The following is a 19,735-nucleotide window of genomic DNA, read 5'->3' as shown; positions in this document are numbered from 1 at the left end:
CCTCTGCCGCCGCCCATACAGTCGGGCGTCGAACAGACAAGACGTCGGACACACATGACGGGGATCGCGCGTGCAGGACGCCCGCAGACTGCAACTGGAAGAAATGATCGCGCGCACCGGAATGGGCGACCGCGAAGCCTTCGATGCGTTGTATGACGCCACCTCGGCCAAGCTGCATGCCGTGTGCCTGTCGGTCCTGAAAAGCCGCCCCGACGCCGAGGAGACGCTGCAAGAGGTCTATATCAAGGTGTGGCAGAATGCCGCCCGCTATGCCTCGAACGGGCTGTCGCCGATGACCTGGCTGATCACCATCGCGCGCAACCGGGCCATCGACCGGCTGCGGGCGCGCAGTTCGCGACCCGCCACCGCCCCGTCCGAGGCCGCGTCGCAGATCCCGTCCTCGGCCCCCGGTCCCGAATCGGCGACGATCCGCGCGCAGGAACGCCGGCTTCTGGACGAATGCCTGTCCCAGCTTGCCGACCAGCAGGCGGGCGCGGTGCGCGCCGTCTATCTGGAAGGCGTGACCTATGCCGATCTGGCGCAGCGCGAGGGCAAGCCGATCAACACCGTCCGCAGCTGGCTGCGCCGCAGCCTTCTGCGCCTGAAGGACTGTGTAAGCCAATGACCGACGACACCCCCCTGACCCCGGAAGAACAGGACGACGCGCTGGCCGCGGAACTGGCGCTTGGCCTGCTCGAGGGCGACGAGGCGCAGGACGCCGTGGCGCGGCTGGCCGAGGACCCGGATTTCGCGCAGGCCGTGCGCGACTGGCAGGAACGGCTGGCCGGGCTGGCCGAGGGGCTGACCCCGGTGATGGCGCCCGCCCGGGCGCGGCAGGGCATCCGCGAAAAGCTGGGTCACGGCCTGGCCCCGCTCAGCGACGCGCCCGCCGACGGGCGGCGGTGGTGGCAACGCCCGATCCCGGCGCTGGCCGGGCTGGCGGCGGTCGCGGCGGTTGCGCTGCTGCTGTGGATGCCGGCCGAGACGCCGGAGCCGCCGACCGCCGGACCCGATTATCAGGCGCAGCTTGTCGCAGAGGAGTCTGACCTGCGCGTCGCCGCCCGGCTTGAGGGCGACGAGATGGAGATCGCGCTGGAACAGGGCGCGCCGCCCGAAGGTCGGGATTACGAAATCTGGTGGATCAGGCCGGATGGCAGTGCCCCCATCTCTCTGGGGCTGGTGCCGCATCAGGGCAACGCACGGATGACGCTGCCGCCGGAGCTGGACCCGTCCGAAGGGATCAGGATCGCGCTGACCGACGAGCCGGCGGGCGGATCGCCGCAGGGCGTCGCGACCGGCCCGGTGGTGGCCATCGCCGATCTCACGCGGTCGTGATCGCCGCGATTCGGTGATCGCGCGCAACTCATCCGCCAACCCTGCGTGTCTGTGTCTATCGGGCAGGCAATCCTGCCCTGCCAACACGGAGGACTATCCATGAACCGCATGATGACCGCTTTGACCGCCGCCGCCATGACCGCCACCCTGGCGACCGGCGCATCCGCCGCCAACACCATGGTCGGCGGGGCCGAGATGCTTCCCGACCGCAACATCGTCGAAAACGCCGCGAACTCGGCCGATCACACGACCCTGGTCGCGGCCGTCACGGCGGCTGGTCTGGTCGATACGCTGTCCGGGCCCGGTCCGTTCACCGTCTTCGCGCCGACCGATGCCGCCTTCGCGATGCTGCCCGAAGCCGCCGTCGCCGATCTGATGAAGCCCGAGAACAAGGATCAGCTGGCACAGGTCCTGACCTGCCACGTGGTTGCCGCCGACGCGATGTCGCCAGCCATCGGCCAGATGATCATGGATGACGGCGGCAGCCATGTCGTCGACACGGTGGGCGGCTGCAAGCTGACCGCGACGATCAATCCCGACAACAACGCCCTGCAACTGACCGACGAGAACGGGACGGTCGCGACCGTCACCATTCCCGATGTCGATCAGTCGAACGGCGTGATCCATGTGATCGACGCGGTGCTGATGCCGCAGATGTAGGATCGGACGTCCTGCAGGCCGCCCGCGTGTGGCGGCTGGCGGACCGGCCCGCGCGAATCCCCTTCGCGCGGGTCTTTTGCATACGGGTCTTTCGCATGTCGGCGGCCCTGGCCGCGCAAAGATCGCGCAACCGACTTGCACCCGCCGCGTTGCCTGTCCACTGTCGGCAGGACAACGAAGAACGAGAACCGGGGATTGGATGAGCGGACTGATTGCGCTTCTGGACGACGTGGCGGCGATTTCCAAGGTTGCGGCCGCGTCGCTTGACGATGTCGCGGGACAGGCCGCAAGGGCCGGCGCGAAGGCTGCGGGGGCGCTGATCGACGATGCGGCGGTGACGCCGAAATATGTCCACGGCTTCGATGCCAGCCGCGAATTGCCGATCGTCTGGAAGATCGCCCGAGGCTCGATCTTCAACAAGCTGGTGATCCTGTTGCCGGTCGCGCTGCTGCTGTCGGCGTTTGCGCCGTGGCTGATCACGCCGCTGCTGATGATCGGCGGCAGCTACCTGTGTTTCGAGGGGGCCGAGAAGGTTGCCCATGTCTTCGTCGGCTCGGACAAGCACGACAGCGAAAAGCACACCCATCCGCACGGTCCCGGCGCCGCGCTGGAGGAACGTCGCGTCGCCGGCGCGATCAAGACCGACTTCATCCTGTCGGCCGAGATCATGACCATCGCCCTGTCCACGATCCCTGTAAACGACTCGCTGTGGATGAAGGGCGCGATCCTGTTCATCGTCGCCATCGGCATCACCGTCACCGTCTATGGCGCGGTAGCGCTGATCGTGAAGGCGGACGATGTCGGCGTGTATCTGGCGACGGAACATGACGGGGCGGTGGCCCGGCTGGGGCGCGGAATCGTCAAGGTGATGCCGGGCCTGATGCGCACGCTGACCATCGTCGGCACCGCCGCGATGCTGTGGGTGGGCGGCAACATCGTCGTGCACGGGCTGGCCGATCTGGGCTGGCCGTCGATCTATGACTGGATCCACCATATCGCAGTGGGGGTCGCGGACATCGCCGCGCGTTTCCATCGGACGGTCGCGTGGATCGTCACCGCGTTCTTCGACGGCGTTCTGGGCCTGATGCTGGGTCTGGCCCTGATCCCGGTGGTCGGCTTCCTGATCAACCCGGCCATCGGCGCCGTCAAACAGGCCATCGGCAAGTCGGATGCACCCTGACAGGCCGACGCCTGGGCGATGCGCGTTTTCACCGTCCGGCGCGCAGAAGGAACATCCGGGAACAACAACGCAAATTTTCGCGTATTGACCCGCCGCTCAAAGCCCGTCACATTTCGGTCATAATAACGTTGCGCTTTCGTTACCGTTCGCCGCTAGGCCGATGGTCGCAAGCGCATCCCAACAGGAGGACACCATGACCAGATTGTTTACCGCATCCACCGTGGCGCTGATCGCGTCGCTGACGGCCGCGCAGGCCCAGACCGACATCCAGTGGTGGCACGCGATGGGCGGCGAGTTGGGCACCAAGCTCGAAGAGATCGTCAAGGGCTTCAACGAAAGCCAGGACGAATACAATGTCATGCCCTCCTACAAGGGCACCTATCCCGAGACGATGACCGCGGCCATCGCCGCCTTCCGGGCCAAGGAACAGCCGGCCATCGTGCAGGTCTTCGAGGTCGGCACCGGCACCATGATGGCCGCCGAGGGCGCCATCGTTCCGGTCTATCAGCTGATGCAGGATAACGACGTGGCGTTCGATCCGGAAGCCTTCCTGCCGGCGGTCGTGGGTTACTACACCGATACCGATGGCAACATGCTGTCGATGCCGTTCAACAGCTCGACCCCGATCCTGTATTACAACAAGGACGTGTTCGAAAAGGCCGGGCTGGACCCCGAACAGCCGCCCAAGACCTGGGCCGAGATGGAAGAATACTCGAAGAAGATCATCGACAGCGGCGCCGCCAGTTGCGGCTTCACCACGGGGTGGGTCAGCTGGATCCAGACCGAAAATTTCAGCGCCTGGCACAACCAGCCCATCGGCACCGAACAGAACGGCTTTGGCGGGCTGGACGCGCGGCTGACGGTGAACGGGCCGGTGCAGGTCAAGCACTGGAACAACCTGAAGAGATGGGCCGATGAGGGCATCTTCAAATATGGCGGCCCGGTGGGCGGCGACAACGCGCCGCCGATGTTCTACTCGCAGGAATGCGCGATGATCATGAACAGCTCGGCCAGCCGGGCCGGCGTGATCGCGAACGCCCAGGACTTCGAACTGGGCTTCGGCATGCTGCCCTATTACGACGATGTCGAAGGGGCGCCGCAGAACACCATCATCGGCGGTGCGACGCTGTGGGTGCTGTCGGGTCGGCCCGACGCCGAATATGCCGGCGTGGCGAAGTTCTTCGAATATCTCTCCAGCCCCGAGGTGCAGGCCGACTGGCACCAGTTCTCGGGCTATCTGCCGATCACGCAGGCGGCCTATGATCTGGGCAAGGAACAGGGATACTACGAAGAGAACCCCGGTTCCGAGGTCGGGCTTCAGGAAATCACCCTGAATCCGCCGACCGAGAATTCCAAGGGTCTGCGCTTTGGCAACTATGTCCAGATCCGCGGCATCATCGACGAGGAATTCGAACAGCTGCTGAACGGGTCCAAGGACGCGCAGGGCGCGCTGGACAGCGTCGTGGAACGCGGCAACAAGCTGATCGAAGAATTCCAGGCCCAGAACCAGTAGGCTCGGACATGGGGGCCGCGTTCGGTCGTGGCCCCCGCCCCAATTCCCGACCGGATACAAGATGAAGCGCACGATCTTCAGCAATCAACTGCTGCCCTGGCTTCTGCTGGCGCCGCAACTGGCCATCACCTTCATCTTCTTTCTGTGGCCCGCCGGCCAGGCCGTCAGGCAAAGCTTTCTGCGCGAGGATGCGTTCGGCATCAAGACCAGCTTTGTCGGGCTGACCAATTTTCGCGCGCTTCTGGACAGCCCCGAATACCTGAACTCGTTGCAGGTCACGGCGATTTTCGCGGTGTCGGTCACCGCCGTGTCGATGGGCACCGCCCTGCTGCTGGCCGTGGCGGTGGACCGGATGCTGAAATCGGCGCGGGTCTATACGACGCTGCTGGTCTGGCCTTATGCCGTCGCGCCCGCCGTCGCGGGCATCCTGTGGTGGTTCATCTTCAATCCGACGGTCGGGGTCATGCCCTATGTGCTGGATGTCATCGGCTATGACTGGAACCATGTCAGTTCCAAGACCGACGCCATGATCCTGGTCGTGATCGCCAGCGCGTGGAAGCAGATCAGCTACAACTTCCTGTTCTTCGTCGCCGGGCTGCAAGCCATCCCCGCCAGCCTGCGCGAGGCTGCGGCCATCGACGGCGCAGGCCCGGTGCGGCGCTTCTTCGACATCACCTTTCCGCTGCTGTCGCCCACCACCTTCTTCCTGCTGGTCGTCAACATCGTCTATTCGATGTTCGAGACGTTCGGCGTGATCGACGCCACCACCGAGGGCGGCCCGGCCCAGGCCACCAACATCATGGTCTACAAGGTCTATTTCGACGGCTTCGTCGGCCAGAATATCGGCAGTTCGGCGGCGCAGTCGGTGATCCTGATGCTGCTGGTGATCTCGCTGACCGTGATCCAGTTCCGTTGGGTCGAGAAGAAGGTGGAATACTGATGATCGAGAACCGCCCCGGCCTGAACGCGCTGGCCCATCTGGTGCTGATTCTGGGCGTCGTCGTCGTCGGGCTGCCGCTGTGGGTGGCGTTCGTCGCCTCGACCCACACTGCGACGGATTTCATGTCGGGCGTCATCCCGATGTGGCCCGGCCCGCACCTGATCGAGAATTATTCGCGGATGCTGGAATCCGGCGTCTCGACCAGCGGCACCCCGCCCGTCGCCACGATGATGTTCAACAGCCTGATCATGGCGCTGGCCATCGCCATCGGCAAGATCGCCATCTCGATCCTGTCGGCCTTCGCCATCGTCTATTTCCGCTTTCCGCTGCGGGGTCTGGCCTTCTGGTGCATCTTCGTGACGCTGATGCTGCCGGTCGAGGTGCGGATCGTGCCGACCTTCCAGGTGGTCGCCGGGCTTGGCCTGCTGAACAGCTATGCCGGCCTGTCGATCCCGCTGATCGCCAGCGCCACCGCCACCTTCCTGTTCCGCCAGGTGTTCCTGACCATGCCGGACGAATTGGTCGAGGCGGCGCGGATCGACGGGGCGGGGCCGATGAAATTCTTCCGCGACATCCTGCTGCCGCTGTCGCGCACCAACATGGCGGCGCTGTTCGTCATCCTGTTCATCTATGGCTGGAACCAGTATCTGTGGCCGCTGCTGATCACCACCGACGCGCAGTATTACACCATCGTCGCGGGCATCAAGCGGATGGCCGACGCGGTCGATGGCCTGCCCCAGTGGCATCTGGTGATGGCCACCGCCGTGCTGGCGATGCTGCCGCCGGTCGCGGTCGTCATCGGCATGCAGAAACTGTTCGTCAAAGGTCTTGTCGAGACGGAGAAATAACTTGGCATCCATCACTCTGGACAATCTTGGCAAGGTCTATCCCGGCGGCACCCGCGCCGTGGGCGACGTGAATATCGACATCGCCGATGGCGAGTTCATCGTCCTGGTCGGCCCCTCGGGCTGCGGCAAGTCCACCCTGCTGCGGATGGTGGCCGGGCTGGAAAGCATCACCGATGGCGAGGTCAGGATCGGCGACCGGGTCATGAACAAGGTCGAACCGGCGGATCGCGACATCGCGATGGTGTTCCAGAACTATGCGCTTTACCCGCATATGTCGGTGCGCCAGAACCTGGCCTACGGTCTGAAGAACCGCCGCACGCCCAAGGCCGAGATCAAGCGCCGCGTCGATGAGGCGGCCGAGATCCTTCAGATCGGCCAGTTCCTCGACCGCAAACCCCGCGCCCTGTCGGGCGGCCAGCGGCAGCGCGTCGCGATGGGGCGGGCGATCGTGCGCGAACCCGCCGCGTTCCTGTTCGATGAACCGCTGTCCAACCTGGATGCCAAGCTGCGCGTGGCCATGCGCCTCGAGATCAAGGAACTGCAAAAGCGGCTGCACACCACATCGCTTTACGTGACCCACGACCAGCTTGAGGCGATGACGCTGGCCGACCGGCTGGTGGTGCTGAACGGCGGTCAGGTCGAACAGATCGGCACCCCGCTGGAGGTCTATCGCAAACCCGCCACGACCTTTGTCGCAAGCTTCATCGGCAGCCCGGCGATGAACCTGATCCCGACCAGCGCCGTGCCGCATCTGCCGGGCAGCGGACACGCCGCCCTGATCGGCATCCGCCCCGAGGATCTGGATCTGGACCGCGACGGCCCGATCGAGCTGCACGTGCGCGCGGTCGAGGAGCTGGGCGCGCAGCGTCTGGTTCACGGCCAGGTCGGCGGCACGACGGATGTGACCGTCGCCCTGCCGTCGGACAGCGACCTTCAGGACGTGCTGCGCCTGTCGGCCCCGCCGGCCGCGCTGCACCGTTTCGACGCAAAGACCGGCAGGCGACTGGCCTGACGCCGCGGCGGCCGGCGTTGCGGGATCGCGACGCGGCCCCAGTCTCAGGGCTGATGTTCCCTCTTTGTTCCAGGCGCGGCTTGTGTTAACCTCGATTCCCTGAGCAAGAGGATTTTGAGGCATGTGTTTTTCGGTCTGCCCGCGCGGCGCACACCATCCCATCGAATGCATCGTTCCGCCGCACATGCTGCGGGTGATCGCGCTGCGCGGCGACGAACGTATGGCCGAGATGGCGAAATCCCTGCTGAAACAGTCGCAAAAGCTGCGGCAAGAGCGTGAGGATCACATCCACCCGGTCCCGGCCCCCGACGATACGGCACCGCCGTTCGGCGCGGTGGCGGGGCGCGGTCGCACCCGGCTGGCCGCGGCGGCGGCCTGCGAACCCGACCGCCGGGTCCATGACGGCCAGCACCGGGCCGCCCTGCCCGGCCCGCTTGTCCGGTCCGAGGGCGACGGCCCCTGCGGCATCGCGGATGCCGACCGGATGTATGATGCGATGGGCGAGGTCTTTGGCCTTTACGCCGATCAGTTCGACCGCAACTCGCTGGACGGCAACGGCCTGCCGCTGATCGCGACGGTGAACCACCGCCGCAACTATAACAACGCGTTCTGGAACGGCGACCAGATGGCCTTCGGCAATGGCGACGGCAAGCTGTTCAAGACCTTCATCGATCTGTCGGTGATCGCGCACGAGATGACCCACGGCGTCATCCAGTATTCCGGCGGGCTGGTCTATCAGGATCAGGCGGGGGCGCTGAACGAAAGCATCGCGGACGTGTTCGCCGCCATCGCCCAGCAGCGCAATCTGGGCCAGACCGCGCATGAGGCCGACTGGATCATCGGCGGCGAATTGCTGGGGCCGGACATCAACGGCAGCGGGTTGCGCAGCATGAAGGCGCCCGGCACCGCCTATCACGACGATCTTCTGGGCCAGGACCCGCAGCCGTTCCACATGGACAATTTCCTGTCCACCAGCGACGACAATGGCGGCGTGCACATCAATTCGGGCATCCCCAACCACGCCTTCTATCTGTTCTGCATGCTGTTGGGCGGCAATTCATGGGAAAAACCCGGCCAGATCTGGTATCGCGCCTTGCAGGACCTGAACAATCCGATGGCCAGCTTTGCGGAATGGTCGGATCAGACGGTAGGGGCGGCGATCAATCTTTACGGCATGGGCAGCACGGAGATGGTGATGCTGCGCCGCGCCTGGAAACTGGTGGGCCTGCCGACCTGAGACCGCCGGCCACGCAGCCCCCACCGGCGCGCGGCCGACCCTGCCTATCTGGCCACCTTGCCGAAACATCCGTCTCGCCCTATCTTTGGTGCAATGAGTTGCACAACACTGGCGGCCGGATGCTTTGCCATGATCATTGAAATCTCGTCCAGCGGCGGTTTCGGCGGGATTCCCGCCGCCGCCACGCATAAACGTATCGACGTCGACCAGCAGAGCCCCTCGCTGCGCGAAGAGATCTGCAGCGCGTTCGAACCGCGCGATCTGCGCCAGCTTGCCTCGCGGTCGGGAAACCGCAAGGCGGCGGACATGCTTGTCTATCGCATCACGGTGCGCGACCGGCAGGACGGCGCCCATGTCTATGACATCCGCGAAGACCAGTTGCCGCCCGAGATTCTGGATCTGATCGACCAGATGTAGGATCGGCGGCACAGCCCGCGTCGGAACCCGCCCCGCGTTCGGCGGTCAGGGTCAACGCCCACACAGGATGCGGCCGCCCGTTTACCGGCCCGTCACGCGACGCGCGCGCCTGCGACCCATGTGCCGCGCAGCACTGCCGCGTCCTCATGCACCCGGAACCGGATCAGATCGCCGCGCAGCCCCGGCGCCAGCCTTCCGCGATCGGCCAGCCCCACCGCATCGGCGGGCGTCGCGGTGATGGTCGCCACCCCTCGCGGCAGATCGTCCCACAGCCGGGCCAGCAACAGCCCCGCATTCAGCAGGGCGGCGGGCACGTAATCGGAACTGACGATATCCAGCAGATCGTCGCGGGCCAGCGTCGCGGCGTCCACATTGCCGGAATGGGACCCGCCGCGGATCAGGTTCGGCGCGCCCATGACGATGCGGATGCCGTGATCGCGGCAGGCCCGCGCCGCCTCGGGCGTCGTCGGAAACTCCGCCAGGCGGATGCCGCGCGCCGCGGAACTTGCGACATGGTCTTTGGTGGTGTCATCGTGGCTCGCGACCACCGCGCCGACGGCGCGGGCGAAATCGAAGGCCGCCTTCTCGTTTTCCGGGCCCTTGTCGGCCCGCAGGGCGCGCAGGCGGCGGTCGAAATCGACGACCTCGTCCGCGCTCATCCCCGACCGGGCGGCGATGAATTTCCGCGCCAGCGTCACATCGCGCAACTGCCGCTGTCCCGGCGTGTGATCCATGATGCTGACCAGCCGCACCCGGTCGCCGGGGCCGAACTGCGCCAGTTCCTCGACCAGGGTTTCGCTGCAGATTTCGGCGCGCAGATGCAGATGATGGCTGATCCGCAGCAGACCGGCCGCGCGCACCGCGTCGATCTCGCGGCTCAGCGCCCGTGCATAGGCGCCGTAATTCGGCCGCCACCGGATCGAGCCGACGCGCAGCGCATCGAACACCGTGGTGATCCCGGTGCCGGCCAGTTCCGCGTCATGGGCCAGGATCGCCTGCGGATGCGGCCAGTCCACCTGTGGGCGCGGCCGGATATGGCGTTCCAGATTGTCGGTGTGCAGCTCGACCAGACCGGGTGCCACGAAATCGCCCTGCATGTCGTGACCATGTGCCGGACCGTCGCCAAGCTCGGCGATCTTGCCGTCGCGCAGGACGATATGGCCATTCATCACCCGTTCGGGCAGGATCAGCCGCGCATTGGTCAGGACGGTCTCGGTCATGGGCCATGGCTGGGGCGAAACGGCAGGAAGGTCAAGCAGACATGCGCGATTGGCGGCGTTTCGCGATCTACTACACCGCCACCGGGCCGCTGGCCGAATTCGGGGCGACATGGCTGGGTTGGGACATCGCCACCGGCCAGCCGGTTCCGCCCCCCGGACGCGGCAAGGCCCGGCCCGCGCGGATCGAGGCGCTGACCCGGACCCCCCGCCGCTATGGCTTTCACGCCACGCTGAAGCCGCCCTTCCGTCTGGCCCAAGGCTGCCGCGAACCCGACCTGCTGGCAAGCCTGCGGGCGCTGGCCGCCGGCCAGCCGCCCGTCGCCCTGCCCGGCGGGCTGGTTCTTGCGGCGCTGGACGGGTTTTCGGCGCTGATCCCGGCCGCGCCCTGCCAGGATTTGCAGGATCTGGCGGCGCGGGTCGTGGCCGGGGTGGACGATTTCCGCGCCCCCCTGACGCCGCAGGACCGCGCGCGCCGCAACCCCGACCGGCTGACGCCGCGACAGGTGCAGCTGCTGGACGAATGGGGCTATCCCTGGGTCATGGACCAGTTCCGGTTTCACATGACGCTTGGCGGGCGCCTGTCGCCGGTCGCGGTCGAGGCGCTCATCGCCAGCCTGAGGCCGCATCTTGCGCCGTTCCTGCCCGACCCGCAGCTGATCGACGCGCTGACATTGGTGGGCGAGGACGCGGAGGGCCGGTTCCACCAGATCGAACGCGCGCCTTTGAACGGTTGATCCCGCGCGGCTGAACGTCGCCGCTGAAAAGCCGGACCGGATCACTCTGTCTTCAGAGCATGGACCAGCGCGGTGAAATGCTCGCCGCGTTTTTCGAAGTTCGGATACTGGTCGAAACTGGCCGCCGCCGGCGCCAGCAGCACGGTCTCGCCCGGCTGCGCCTCGGACGCGGCCAGGGCCACGGCGCGGTCCATCGTCTCGACGATCTCGTGCGGGGTCTGGCCGATCTCGAGCGCGAAGTCGCGTGCCGAATGTCCGATCAGATAGGCCTTGGCGACCCGGTCGAGATGGGGCAGCAGCGCGCCGATCCCGCCGTCCTTGCCCAGACCGCCGGCGATCCAGCGGATGCCGTCGAAAGCCTGCAACGCCTTGGCCGCGGCATCGACATTGGTGGCCTTGGAATCGTTGACGTATCGCACGCCGCCGATCTGGGCCACCAGCTGGCTGCGATGCGGCAGGCCGGCAAAGCTGTGAAACGCGGCCTCGATCTGGCGCGGTGCCAGCCCGACGGCGCGGCAGGCGGCATAGGCGGCGCAGGCGTTCTGATGATTATGCGCGCCGGGCAGACCGGCGATCTGGCGCAGATCGACGGACCCCGCCTGCCGCCCCTTGCGGTATTCGGCCAGAAACCCCTTGCGGGCAAAGACCGACCACGCCGCCCCGTCCAGCTTTTGCCCCGACGAGATGCGGATCACCCGGTCGTCGGTCGGCCCCATCTGCATCTGGCCGGCCAGAAACAGCCCCTCGGGCTCATCGACGCCGATCACGGCGCGATCGGGGCCGCCTTCGGCAAACAGCCGCCGCTTGGCCGCGAAATAGCCGCCGGGTCCGCCATGCCGGTCCAGATGATCGGGCGACAGATTGGTGAAGACGGCGACATCGGGCGTCAGCGCGCGCGCCAGATCGGTCTGATAGCTGGACAGTTCCAGCACCACGACCTCGCCATCGACGGCGGGTTCCAGCGACAGGACGCCAGTGCCGATATTGCCGCCCATCTGCGTGGGCCGACCACATTCCTGCAGGATGTGGTGGATCAGCGCGGTGGTGGTGGATTTGCCGTTCGATCCGGTGACGGCGATCACGCGCGGCGCGCGGTCGAACCCGTCCCAGTCGGGCGTGGCATAGCTGCGAAAGAACAACCCGATATCGTTGTCCACCGGCACGCCAAGCGCATAGGCGTGCGCGATCACCGGGTGCGGGCGCGGATAAAGATGCGGGATGCCGGGGCTGGCGATCAGCGCGGTGACGCCATGCCAGGCCTCGTCCCGCGTCAGATCGACGATGGTCAGACCGTCGGCTGCGGCGGCCTCGCGCGTGTCGTTGCCGTCATCCCACGCGATCACATGCGCGCCGCCCGCCGCCAGCGCGGCGGCCGTGGCCCGGCCCGAACGGCCAAGGCCGAGAACGGCGATGGTCTGGTCTTCGACGCCTTCGACAGGGATCATGCGTGGCTCCGGCTTTCGACGCCGGGGGCTTTGCGCCCCCGGACCCCCGCAGGGTATTTCCACAAAGAAGAAGATCAGCGCAGCTTCAGGGTCGCAAGCCCGATCAGCGCCAGGATCAGCGAGATGATCCAGAAGCGGATGACGATCTGCGCCTCTCCCCAGCCCAGCTTTTCGAAATGGTGGTGGATCGGGGCCATCAGGAAGACGCGCCTGCCGGTGCGCTTGAAATAGAGGACCTGGATGATGACGCTCAGCGCCTCGACCACGAACAGGCCGCCGACGATGGCCAGCACGATCTCGTGCTTGGTGACGACGGCGATGGCGCCCAAAGCGCCGCCCAGGGCAAGGCTGCCGGTATCGCCCATGAAGACCGCCGCCGGCGGCGCGTTATACCACAGAAACCCCAGACCGCCGCCGATCAGGGCTGCGACGAAGATCAGGATCTCGCCCGTGCCGGGGACGTGGTGGACGCCCAGATAGGTGGTGAAATCGACCCGCCCGACGGTGTAGGCGATGACCCCCAGCGTGCCGGCGGCGATCATCACCGGCATGATCGCCAGACCGTCCAGCCCGTCCGTCAGGTTGACCGCGTTGGCGGCGCCGACGATCACCAGCATGGCGAAGGGGATGAAGAACAGGCTCAGATCGATCAGCGCGTTCTTGAACACCGGCAGCGCAAGCTGGCCGGTCAGATCGGCGGGATGCAGCCACATCGCCCAGGCCGAGGCGATGAAGGCCAGCGCCAGCCCCAGCCCCATGCGCACCCGGCCCGGCACCCCCTTGGTGTTCATCTTGCTGATCTTGGCATAGTCGTCGGCAAAGCCGATCGCCGCATAGCCCGCCGTCACCGTCAGGACGACCCAGACATAGCCGTTGTCCAGCCGCGCCCACAGCAGCGTGGACACGAACAGCGCCGACAGGATCAGAAGCCCGCCCATCGTCGGCGTCCCGGCCTTGACCAGATGGCCTTCCGGCCCGTCATCGCGGATCGGCTGACCCTTTTTCTGGGTGCGGCGCAGAAAGTCGATCAGCGGCCGCCCGAAAATGAAGCCGAAGATCAGCGCCGTGAAGAACGCCGCGCCGGCGCGAAAGGTGATGTATCGGAACAGGTTGAAGAGGTCGCCCCCTTCGGAAAAGCTGCTCAGCCAATAGAGCATTCGTCGTTCTCTTTCCTGAGGGAATTGCGCAACGCCTGAACCACGGCCGAGATCTGCGAGGATTTCGACCCCTTCACCAGCACGATGTCGCCCGGCGCCACCAGCGTGGATGCGATCGTGGCCAGTTCGGCGGCGGTCTCGGCCCATTCGCCGCGTTTTTCGGGCGGCAGCGCCCTGTGCAGATGGCGCATGCGGGGGCCTGCGGTGTGGATCACATCGACCGCGGCCAGCGCCGGATCGGCGGCCACGGCGCGGTGCAGGTCGATCTCGTCCGGGCCCAGCTCCAGCATGTCGCCCAGGATCGCGATCCGGCGTCCGCCCGCCAGCCCGGCCAGCGTGGCCAGACCCGCCGACAGCGAGGCGGGATTGGCGTTGAACGCGTCGTCGATCAGCCGGATGCCGCGCAGATCCTCGACTCCGCCGCGACCCGCGGGCGGCAGCCAGTCGGCCAGGCGCGCCGCACATCGTTGCGGATCGGCGCCGGCGGCCGTCAGCGCGGCCAGCACGCCGACCGCGTTCAGCGCGAAATGCACACCGGTCGTCTGCAAGGTGAAATCGACCGTCGCGCCGGCGATCCGGGCGCGGCAGGCAAGGGTGCCGTTCTGCGGTTCGGCCCGCAGCAGCCTGGCCATGCCGTCGCGTCCGAACCCCACCACGATTGCGTCTGCGGCGTCGGCGCAGGCGCGCAGGATCGGCGTGACCGGCAGATCTTCGGGCAGGACCGCCGTGCCGGGCGATTCCAGTCCCTCGAACAGCGCGCCCTTTTCGCGGGCGATGCCTTCGATGGCGCCGAACGCCTCGAGATGCGCGGCCGCGACCGTGGTGATCAGGCCGACATGCGGGCGGGCCAGGCGCGACAGGGGCGCGATCTCGCCCGGATGGTTCATCCCGATCTCGACAATCGCGAAATCGGTCTGCGCGGGCATCCGCGCCAGCGTCAGCGGCACCCCCCAGTGATTGTTGTAACTGGCCTCGGCGGCGTGGATACGCCCCTGCCCCTGCAATGCGACGCGCGCCATTTCCTTCGTCGAGGTCTTGCCGACCGAGCCGGTGATGGCGATCACGCGGCCGCCCGTCCGCGCGCGCCCCGCCCGGCCCAGTTCGGTCAGCGCCGCCAGCACGTCGGACACGATCAGCAGCGGCGCATCGGCGGCCACGTCCTCGGGGATGCGGCTGACCATCGCGGCGACCGCGCCGCCGGCCAGCGCCTGCGCGACGAAATCGTGACCGTCGCGGCTGTCCTTCAACGCGACGAACAGATCGCCCGGCCGGATCGTGCGGGTGTCGATGGACACGCCCGACGCCGACCAGTCGCCCTGCGCCCGCCCGCCGGTCGCGGCGGCGGCGTCCTGCGCATGCCACAGCGTCATATGCGGCCGTCCAGCGCCGCGACGGCGACCGAGGCCTGTTCGGCATCGTCGAACGGATAGACATCGTGGCCGACGATCTGGCCGGTCTCGTGTCCCTTGCCGCAGATCAGCAGCGCATCGCCCGGTTGCAGCGCATCGACACCGCGCAGGATCGCCTCGGCCCGGTCGCCGATTTCGGTCGCCTCGGGGCCGGCGCCGTCCATCACGGCGGCGCGGATGGCGGCCGGGTCTTCGGTGCGGGGGTTGTCGTCGGTCACGATCACCACGTCGGCATGATCGCGCGCCGCCTGACCCATCAGCGGCCGCTTGCCCCGGTCGCGGTCGCCGCCCGCGCCGATGATGCAGACGATGCGGCCCAGCACATGCGGGCGCAGCGATTCCAGCGCGGCGATCACCGCGCCGGGCTTGTGGGCATAGTCCACGAACACCGCTGCGCCGTTGTCGCGCTGCGCGACCAGCTGCATCCGGCCGCGCACGGTCTGCAATTCCGGCAGCGCGCGCAGCACGCCTTCGGGCGGATCGCCCGCCGCCAGCACCAGCCCCATCGCGGCCAGCACGTTTTCGGCCTGAAACCCGCCGATCAGCGGCAGGCGGACCATGTGCGGCTGACCCGCCACCGAAAAGCGCAGATCCTGCCCGGTCGCATCGTAACGCTGGCCAAGGATGCGCAGCATCGCCTGATCGCTGCGTCCGACGGTCGTCAGCGCCAGCCCGCGATCCCGCGCAATGTCGGCCATCTGGCGGCCGCGCTCGCTGTCGACGTTGATGACCGCAGCCTCGCCGTCTTCCAGAATGTGGTTGAAAAGCAGCGCCTTGGCGGCGAAATAGTCGTCGAAATCGGTGTGATAATCCAGGTGATCCTGGCTGAAATTTGTGAACGCGCCGGCCTCGACCCGGACCCCGTCCAGACGCCGCTGGTCCAGCCCGTGGCTTGACGCCTCCATCGCGGCATGGGTGACGCCCGCCTGCGCGGCCTCGGACAGCACGCGATGCAGGGTCACGGGTTCGGGCGTGGTATGGGCCAGCCGCGCCTCGTGATCGCCCTGCACGCCCATCGTGCCCAGGCTGATCGCCTTGTGGCCCAGGGATTGCCAGATCTGGCGGGTGAAGCTGACGACCGAGGTCTTGCCCGACGTGCCCGTGACCGCGACCACATGCTCGGGCTGCGCCTGAAACCACAGCGCGGCGGCACCGGCCAGCGCCGCCCGCGGGTCCTGCGCCACGACCAGCGCGCCGTCCCATTCCGACAGCAGGTCGGCGGCCAGTTCGGCGCCGGCGCGGTCGGTCAGCACGGCGGCGGCATCCATGCGCAGCGCATACTGGATGAACTCGCCGCCATGCAGGGTCGTGCCCGGCAGCGCGGCGAACACATGCCCCGGCTTGACGGTGCGGCTGTCGACCGAGATGCCGGTGATCTGCGGGTCGCGCCCGTCGCGTGCCCGCAACCCCAGCTGCGACAGCGTCTTCGTGCCTTGCCTCACCCTGCCACCCGTCATTTGTTCGAGACGAGCTTTATCCCATCGGCGGGCGCAGGTTCAACACGCGGCTGAAAGCGGGCGGCGACCGTCGGCAGCTTTTCGTCCGTCCGCGCCTTCAGCCCGACCAGCGGCGCAAGCCGGCGCACGATCTCGGCCGCGACCGGCACGGCGGTCATGCCTGCGGTGCGGCTTTCACCGCCGCCCGCAGTCGAGACCGAGGGTTCGTCCAGCGTCACGATCAGCACATAGGCCGGATCGCTGGCCGGAAAGACCGAGGCGAAGGTGGCGACCACCTTGTTCTTGTAATACCCGCCCGAGGGGCGCGGCTTGTCGGCGGTGCCGGTCTTGCCGGCGATCTCGTATCCCTCGACCTCGGCCTGTTTGGCGGTGCCGCGCGTCACCACCTGCCGCAGCATCCCCACCGCCATCTCGGCCGCGCGCGGCGACAGGACCTGTTCGCCCTGCGGCCGCTTGCGGCCGTGGATCAGCGTGGGCGTCACCCGCCTGCCGCCATTGGCGATGGTCGCATAGGCGGCGGCCAGATGCAGCGGGCTGGCGGCAAGCCCGTGCCCGAAGGCCACCGTCGCCGCCGTCACCGCCGGCCAGCGCGACGGCACCAGCGGCTGTCCGGTCGGGGCCTCGACCATCTCGACCGGGGTCGGCTGGAACAGGCCCAGTTTCTGCAGAAAGTCCCGCTGCCGCTCGACCCCCAGCATCTGCGCGATCCGCACCGTGCCCACGTTCGAGGATTTCACGATCACGTCCGTCGCACTCAACTGTTTGCCGTAATTGTGGAAATCGTGGATCAGGTATTTGCCGATCTTCATCGGGCTGGACGAATTGATGCCCGAATTGGGGTTGATCAGCTTCAGGTCCAGCGCCTGCGCGACCGGAAAGATCTTGAAGGTCGATCCCAGCTCGTACTGGCCCTGCACCGCGCGATTGAACAGCGGGCTGTCGGAGGGATCGCCCTTCAGCAGCGGGCGGGGCCGGTCGTTGGGGTCGAAATCGGGCAGGCTGGCCATCGCCACCACCTCGCCCGTCGCCACCTCCATCAGGATGCCGGCGGCGCCCTTGGCGTTCATGATCTTCATGCCCGACGACAGCACCTCCTCCATCGCCGTCTGGACGGTCAGGTCGATCGACAGCGCCAGCGGCGCCCCGTCATGCGAGGGGTCGCGCAGCCAGTTGTCGAACGCCTTCTCGACGCCGGCGACGCCCAGCACCTCGGCGCTGCTGACGCCCTCGGCGCCAAAGCCCGATCCGCCAAGGATATGGCTGGCGACATGGCCGTTGGGATAGACGCGCATCTCGCGCGGGCCGAACAGCAGGCCCGGCTCTCCGATGTCGTGGACGGCCTGCATCTGTTCGGGGCTGATCTTGCGCTTGATCCACATGAACTTGCGGCCGCCGGTGAAATCCCTGGTCAGCCGTGCCTGATCCAGATCCGGAAAGATCCGGGCCAGCCCGGTGGCCGCGCGCACCGGATCGACCATCTGGTGGGGATGGGCATACAGCGAATGGGTCAGCAGGTTCGTGGCCAGCACGCGGCCGCGCCGGTCGGTGATGTCGGCGCGCTGCGACAGGATCTGCGCCGACAGCACCTGGCTGCGCGGCTCGCTTGGATCGCTTGACGCCAAGGCGCCCATCCGCACGCCGACCGTGCCGAAGGCCAGCACGAAACAGGCCGACATCAGCACCAGCCGCCCCTCGGCGCGACGGCGCGCCTTGTCCTGGATCGCCTCGTGCCGCAGGCGGCGATTCTCGGCCTCGATCTCGTCGGGGTTCTCGCCGCGGGCGCGGGCGCGAAGGATGCGGGCCAGCGGGCGCAAGGGGGTGCGGATCATGGCTGTTCCTCGGATGATGTGGGGTCTTGGCCGTCCTGCGTCGGCGGCGGGGCAGGGGGTTTGGGGTAATCGACATGACCCAGATCGACGAACTGACCCGAATCGACCGGCACCAGTTGCAGGCGTTCGAAATTCAGATCGACCAGTTCGCGCAGCCGTTCGGGCCGGTTCAGATAGGCCCATTCGGCCCGCAGCACGCCCAGATCCTCGCGCAGCACGGCGATCTCGCGCTGGACCTGGCCCATCTCGCTGATCGCGGCCTGGGTGCGGTAATTCTCGCGATAGGCCCAGAATGCCAGCCCCATCACCAGCAGCGTCACCGCCAGATAGGTCACGGACCGCATCACCCGACCCCTTTCTCGGGCAGGCGCGGCATGGCCAGCGCGCCTGCATCGACCGGGGCTGCGGGCGCATGGGTGCGCACCGCCACCCGCAGCAGCGCCGAACGCGCGCGCGGATTGGCCTGCATCTCGTCGGGGTCGGGGCCGATGGCGCGGCGGAACGGCAGGGTGAAGGCCGCCGGTGCGGTATCCGCCACCGGCGCATGGCGGCTGCCCCCGCCCGCACTGTTCGACCGCGCCTGCATGAAGCGCTTCACGATCCGATCCTCCAATGAATGAAAGCTGACCACGGCCAGCCTGCCGCCGGGCTTCAGCGCGCGTTCCGCGGCCGAAAGCCCCTCGACCAGTTGCCGGAACTCGTCGTTGACCCAGATCCGGATCGCCTGAAAGCTGCGTGTGGCGGGATGGCTTTGGCCGGGCTTGGGGCGCGGCAGGCAGGACGACACGATCTCGGCCAGTTCGGCGGTGCGCGACAGCGGGCGCGCGGCGACGATGGCGCGCGCGATCCGGCGCGAGGCGCGTTCCTCGCCATAATGGAACAGCACGTCGGCGATGGTCGATTCGTCGGCCCGGTTCAGCAGATCGGCGGCCGAGGGGCCGTCCTGCCCCATGCGCATGTCCAGCGGACCGTCGCGCAGAAAGGAAAAGCCGCGTTCGGCCTGATCCAGCTGCATCGAACTGACGCCCAGATCCAGCACCACACCGTCCAGCCTTCCGCCATCCTGAACTTCATCGGCCAGAACTTCTTCCGCCAGCCGGTCCAGATCGGCAAACACGCCCTCGACCAGACGCAGCCGGTCGCCGTATTCCTCCGCCCATTCCCGCGCCATCGCCAGAACCGCAGGGTCGCGGTCCACGCCGATGACGGTCGCGGCGCCGGCCTGCAACAGCCCGCGCGCATAGCCGCCGGCGCCGAACGTGCCGTCCAGCCAGATGCCCGAGACGGGTTCGACCGCCCTGAGAAGCGGTTTCAGCAGGACCGGGACATGCGGCGCGGCCAT

Annotated in this window: 19 protein-coding genes; 11 read left to right on the top strand and 8 right to left on the bottom strand. The window is 67.3% G+C overall.

Features of this window, described 5'->3' with window-relative positions:
* Positions 1 to 70: 70 nt before the first annotated feature.
* The 10 genes from JHW45_RS04870 (at position 71) to JHW45_RS04825 (ending at position 9,142) form a co-directional block, all read left to right on the top strand.
* Complete coding sequence (locus JHW45_RS04870) at positions 71 to 625, top strand: sigma-70 family RNA polymerase sigma factor (protein WP_272859819.1); 555 nt, start codon at positions 71 to 73, stop codon at positions 623 to 625.
* Positions 622 to 1,335, top strand: coding sequence for an anti-sigma factor (locus JHW45_RS04865; protein WP_272859818.1), 714 nt, complete (start codon positions 622 to 624; stop codon positions 1,333 to 1,335). The genes JHW45_RS04870 and JHW45_RS04865 overlap by 4 nt, the downstream gene beginning before the upstream one ends.
* Before the next feature lie 108 nt (positions 1,336 to 1,443).
* On the top strand, positions 1,444 to 1,995 hold the full coding sequence (locus JHW45_RS04860) for a fasciclin domain-containing protein (protein ID WP_272860541.1): 552 nt from the start codon (positions 1,444 to 1,446) through the stop codon (positions 1,993 to 1,995).
* Between the two features lie 199 nt (positions 1,996 to 2,194).
* Positions 2,195 to 3,175 carry a DUF808 domain-containing protein gene (locus tag JHW45_RS04855; protein WP_272859817.1) on the top strand — a complete coding sequence of 327 codons (981 nt, stop codon included), beginning with the start codon at positions 2,195 to 2,197 and terminating at the stop codon, positions 3,173 to 3,175.
* A 193-nt stretch (positions 3,176 to 3,368) separates the two neighbouring features.
* A complete protein-coding gene (ugpB, locus tag JHW45_RS04850; RefSeq protein WP_272859816.1) occupies positions 3,369 to 4,688 on the top strand; it encodes a sn-glycerol-3-phosphate ABC transporter substrate-binding protein UgpB in 1,320 nt (439 codons plus the stop codon).
* A 61-nt stretch (positions 4,689 to 4,749) separates the two neighbouring features.
* Positions 4,750 to 5,628, top strand: coding sequence for a sn-glycerol-3-phosphate ABC transporter permease UgpA (ugpA, locus tag JHW45_RS04845; protein WP_272859815.1), 879 nt, complete (start codon positions 4,750 to 4,752; stop codon positions 5,626 to 5,628).
* Positions 5,628 to 6,476 carry a sn-glycerol-3-phosphate ABC transporter permease UgpE gene (gene ugpE / locus JHW45_RS04840; protein WP_272859814.1) on the top strand — a complete coding sequence of 283 codons (849 nt, stop codon included), beginning with the start codon at positions 5,628 to 5,630 and terminating at the stop codon, positions 6,474 to 6,476. Before ugpA ends, ugpE begins: the two co-directional genes overlap by 1 nt.
* Before the next feature lies 1 nt (position 6,477).
* On the top strand, positions 6,478 to 7,488 hold the full coding sequence (locus JHW45_RS04835; RefSeq protein WP_272859813.1) for a sn-glycerol-3-phosphate import ATP-binding protein UgpC: 1,011 nt from the start codon (positions 6,478 to 6,480) through the stop codon (positions 7,486 to 7,488).
* Positions 7,489 to 7,609: 121 nt separating this feature from the next.
* Positions 7,610 to 8,725, top strand: coding sequence for a M4 family metallopeptidase (locus tag JHW45_RS04830; RefSeq protein WP_272859812.1), 1,116 nt, complete (start codon positions 7,610 to 7,612; stop codon positions 8,723 to 8,725).
* Positions 8,726 to 8,854: 129 nt separating this feature from the next.
* Positions 8,855 to 9,142, top strand: coding sequence for a protealysin inhibitor emfourin (locus tag JHW45_RS04825; protein ID WP_272859811.1), 288 nt, complete (start codon positions 8,855 to 8,857; stop codon positions 9,140 to 9,142).
* Positions 9,143 to 9,234: 92 nt separating this feature from the next.
* On the opposite strand, the gene JHW45_RS04820 is transcribed toward JHW45_RS04825, so the two are convergent.
* Complete coding sequence (locus JHW45_RS04820; protein ID WP_272859810.1) at positions 9,235 to 10,362, bottom strand: alpha-D-ribose 1-methylphosphonate 5-triphosphate diphosphatase; 1,128 nt, start codon at positions 10,360 to 10,362, stop codon at positions 9,235 to 9,237.
* A 41-nt stretch (positions 10,363 to 10,403) separates the two neighbouring features.
* On the opposite strand from JHW45_RS04820, the gene JHW45_RS04815 reads away from it, so the two are divergent.
* A complete protein-coding gene (locus JHW45_RS04815) occupies positions 10,404 to 11,096 on the top strand; it encodes a DUF1045 domain-containing protein (protein WP_272859809.1) in 693 nt (230 codons plus the stop codon).
* 41 nt (positions 11,097 to 11,137) lie between these two features.
* On the opposite strand, the gene murD is transcribed toward JHW45_RS04815, so the two are convergent.
* The 7 genes from murD to rsmH all read right to left on the bottom strand — a co-directional run bounded on the left by murD (position 11,138) and on the right by rsmH (position 19,735).
* Positions 11,138 to 12,541 (bottom strand): UDP-N-acetylmuramoyl-L-alanine--D-glutamate ligase, encoded by a 1,404-nt coding sequence (murD, locus tag JHW45_RS04810; protein WP_272859808.1) that lies wholly within the window; start codon positions 12,539 to 12,541, stop codon positions 11,138 to 11,140.
* Between the two features lie 74 nt (positions 12,542 to 12,615).
* Positions 12,616 to 13,698: a phospho-N-acetylmuramoyl-pentapeptide-transferase gene (gene mraY, locus JHW45_RS04805; RefSeq protein WP_272859807.1), complete on the bottom strand. Its 1,083-nt coding sequence runs from the start codon at positions 13,696 to 13,698 to the stop codon at positions 12,616 to 12,618.
* Complete coding sequence (locus JHW45_RS04800) at positions 13,683 to 15,068, bottom strand: UDP-N-acetylmuramoyl-tripeptide--D-alanyl-D-alanine ligase (RefSeq protein WP_272859806.1); 1,386 nt, start codon at positions 15,066 to 15,068, stop codon at positions 13,683 to 13,685. Before JHW45_RS04800 ends, mraY begins: the two co-directional genes overlap by 16 nt.
* Complete coding sequence (locus tag JHW45_RS04795) at positions 15,065 to 16,564, bottom strand: UDP-N-acetylmuramoyl-L-alanyl-D-glutamate--2,6-diaminopimelate ligase (RefSeq protein ID WP_419181831.1); 1,500 nt, start codon at positions 16,562 to 16,564, stop codon at positions 15,065 to 15,067. The genes JHW45_RS04800 and JHW45_RS04795 overlap by 4 nt, the downstream gene beginning before the upstream one ends.
* Entirely contained in the window at positions 16,561 to 18,393 is a 1,833-nt protein-coding gene (locus JHW45_RS04790) for a peptidoglycan D,D-transpeptidase FtsI family protein (protein ID WP_272859804.1), read from the bottom strand. Before JHW45_RS04790 ends, JHW45_RS04795 begins: the two co-directional genes overlap by 4 nt.
* Complete coding sequence (gene ftsL / locus JHW45_RS04785; RefSeq protein ID WP_272859803.1) at positions 18,390 to 18,737, bottom strand: cell division protein FtsL; 348 nt, start codon at positions 18,735 to 18,737, stop codon at positions 18,390 to 18,392. Before ftsL ends, JHW45_RS04790 begins: the two co-directional genes overlap by 4 nt.
* Positions 18,737 to 19,735, bottom strand: coding sequence for a 16S rRNA (cytosine(1402)-N(4))-methyltransferase RsmH (gene rsmH, locus JHW45_RS04780; RefSeq protein WP_272859802.1), 999 nt, complete (start codon positions 19,733 to 19,735; stop codon positions 18,737 to 18,739). Before rsmH ends, ftsL begins: the two co-directional genes overlap by 1 nt.

Origin of the sequence: Paracoccus stylophorae (assembly GCF_028553765.1) — a bacterium.
GTDB classification, from domain to species: Bacteria; Pseudomonadota; Alphaproteobacteria; order Rhodobacterales; family Rhodobacteraceae; genus Paracoccus; species Paracoccus stylophorae.
Note: the sequence above shows the minus strand (reverse complement) of the source record. Positions and strands in the feature narration are given on the sequence as shown.

Excerpts from the sequence above, each read along its gene's own strand:
- JHW45_RS04830 (WP_272859812.1), top strand. The coding sequence starts at position 7,610 with ATGTGTTTTTCGGTCTGCCCGCGCGGCGCACACCATCCCATCGAATGC.
- JHW45_RS04860 (WP_272860541.1), top strand. The coding sequence starts at position 1,444 with ATGATGACCGCTTTGACCGCCGCCGCCATGACCGCCACCCTGGCGACC.
- JHW45_RS04800 (WP_272859806.1), bottom strand. The coding sequence starts at position 15,068 with ATGACGCTGTGGCATGCGCAGGACGCCGCCGCCGCGACCGGCGGGCGG.
- ugpA (WP_272859815.1), top strand. The coding sequence starts at position 4,750 with ATGAAGCGCACGATCTTCAGCAATCAACTGCTGCCCTGGCTTCTGCTG.
- ftsL (WP_272859803.1), bottom strand. The coding sequence starts at position 18,737 with ATGCGGTCCGTGACCTATCTGGCGGTGACGCTGCTGGTGATGGGGCTG.
- mraY (WP_272859807.1), bottom strand. The coding sequence starts at position 13,698 with ATGCTCTATTGGCTGAGCAGCTTTTCCGAAGGGGGCGACCTCTTCAAC.
- JHW45_RS04865 (WP_272859818.1), top strand. The coding sequence starts at position 622 with ATGACCGACGACACCCCCCTGACCCCGGAAGAACAGGACGACGCGCTG.
- JHW45_RS04825 (WP_272859811.1), top strand. The coding sequence starts at position 8,855 with ATGATCATTGAAATCTCGTCCAGCGGCGGTTTCGGCGGGATTCCCGCC.
- ugpE (WP_272859814.1), top strand. The coding sequence starts at position 5,628 with ATGATCGAGAACCGCCCCGGCCTGAACGCGCTGGCCCATCTGGTGCTG.
- rsmH (WP_272859802.1), bottom strand. The coding sequence starts at position 19,735 with ATGGCCGCGCCGCATGTCCCGGTCCTGCTGAAACCGCTTCTCAGGGCG.
- JHW45_RS04790 (WP_272859804.1), bottom strand. The coding sequence starts at position 18,393 with ATGATCCGCACCCCCTTGCGCCCGCTGGCCCGCATCCTTCGCGCCCGC.
- JHW45_RS04815 (WP_272859809.1), top strand. The coding sequence starts at position 10,404 with ATGCGCGATTGGCGGCGTTTCGCGATCTACTACACCGCCACCGGGCCG.
- JHW45_RS04820 (WP_272859810.1), bottom strand. The coding sequence starts at position 10,362 with ATGACCGAGACCGTCCTGACCAATGCGCGGCTGATCCTGCCCGAACGG.
- JHW45_RS04795 (WP_419181831.1), bottom strand. The coding sequence starts at position 16,564 with ATGACGGGTGGCAGGGTGAGGCAAGGCACGAAGACGCTGTCGCAGCTG.
- ugpB (WP_272859816.1), top strand. The coding sequence starts at position 3,369 with ATGACCAGATTGTTTACCGCATCCACCGTGGCGCTGATCGCGTCGCTG.
- murD (WP_272859808.1), bottom strand. The coding sequence starts at position 12,541 with ATGATCCCTGTCGAAGGCGTCGAAGACCAGACCATCGCCGTTCTCGGC.
- JHW45_RS04855 (WP_272859817.1), top strand. The coding sequence starts at position 2,195 with ATGAGCGGACTGATTGCGCTTCTGGACGACGTGGCGGCGATTTCCAAG.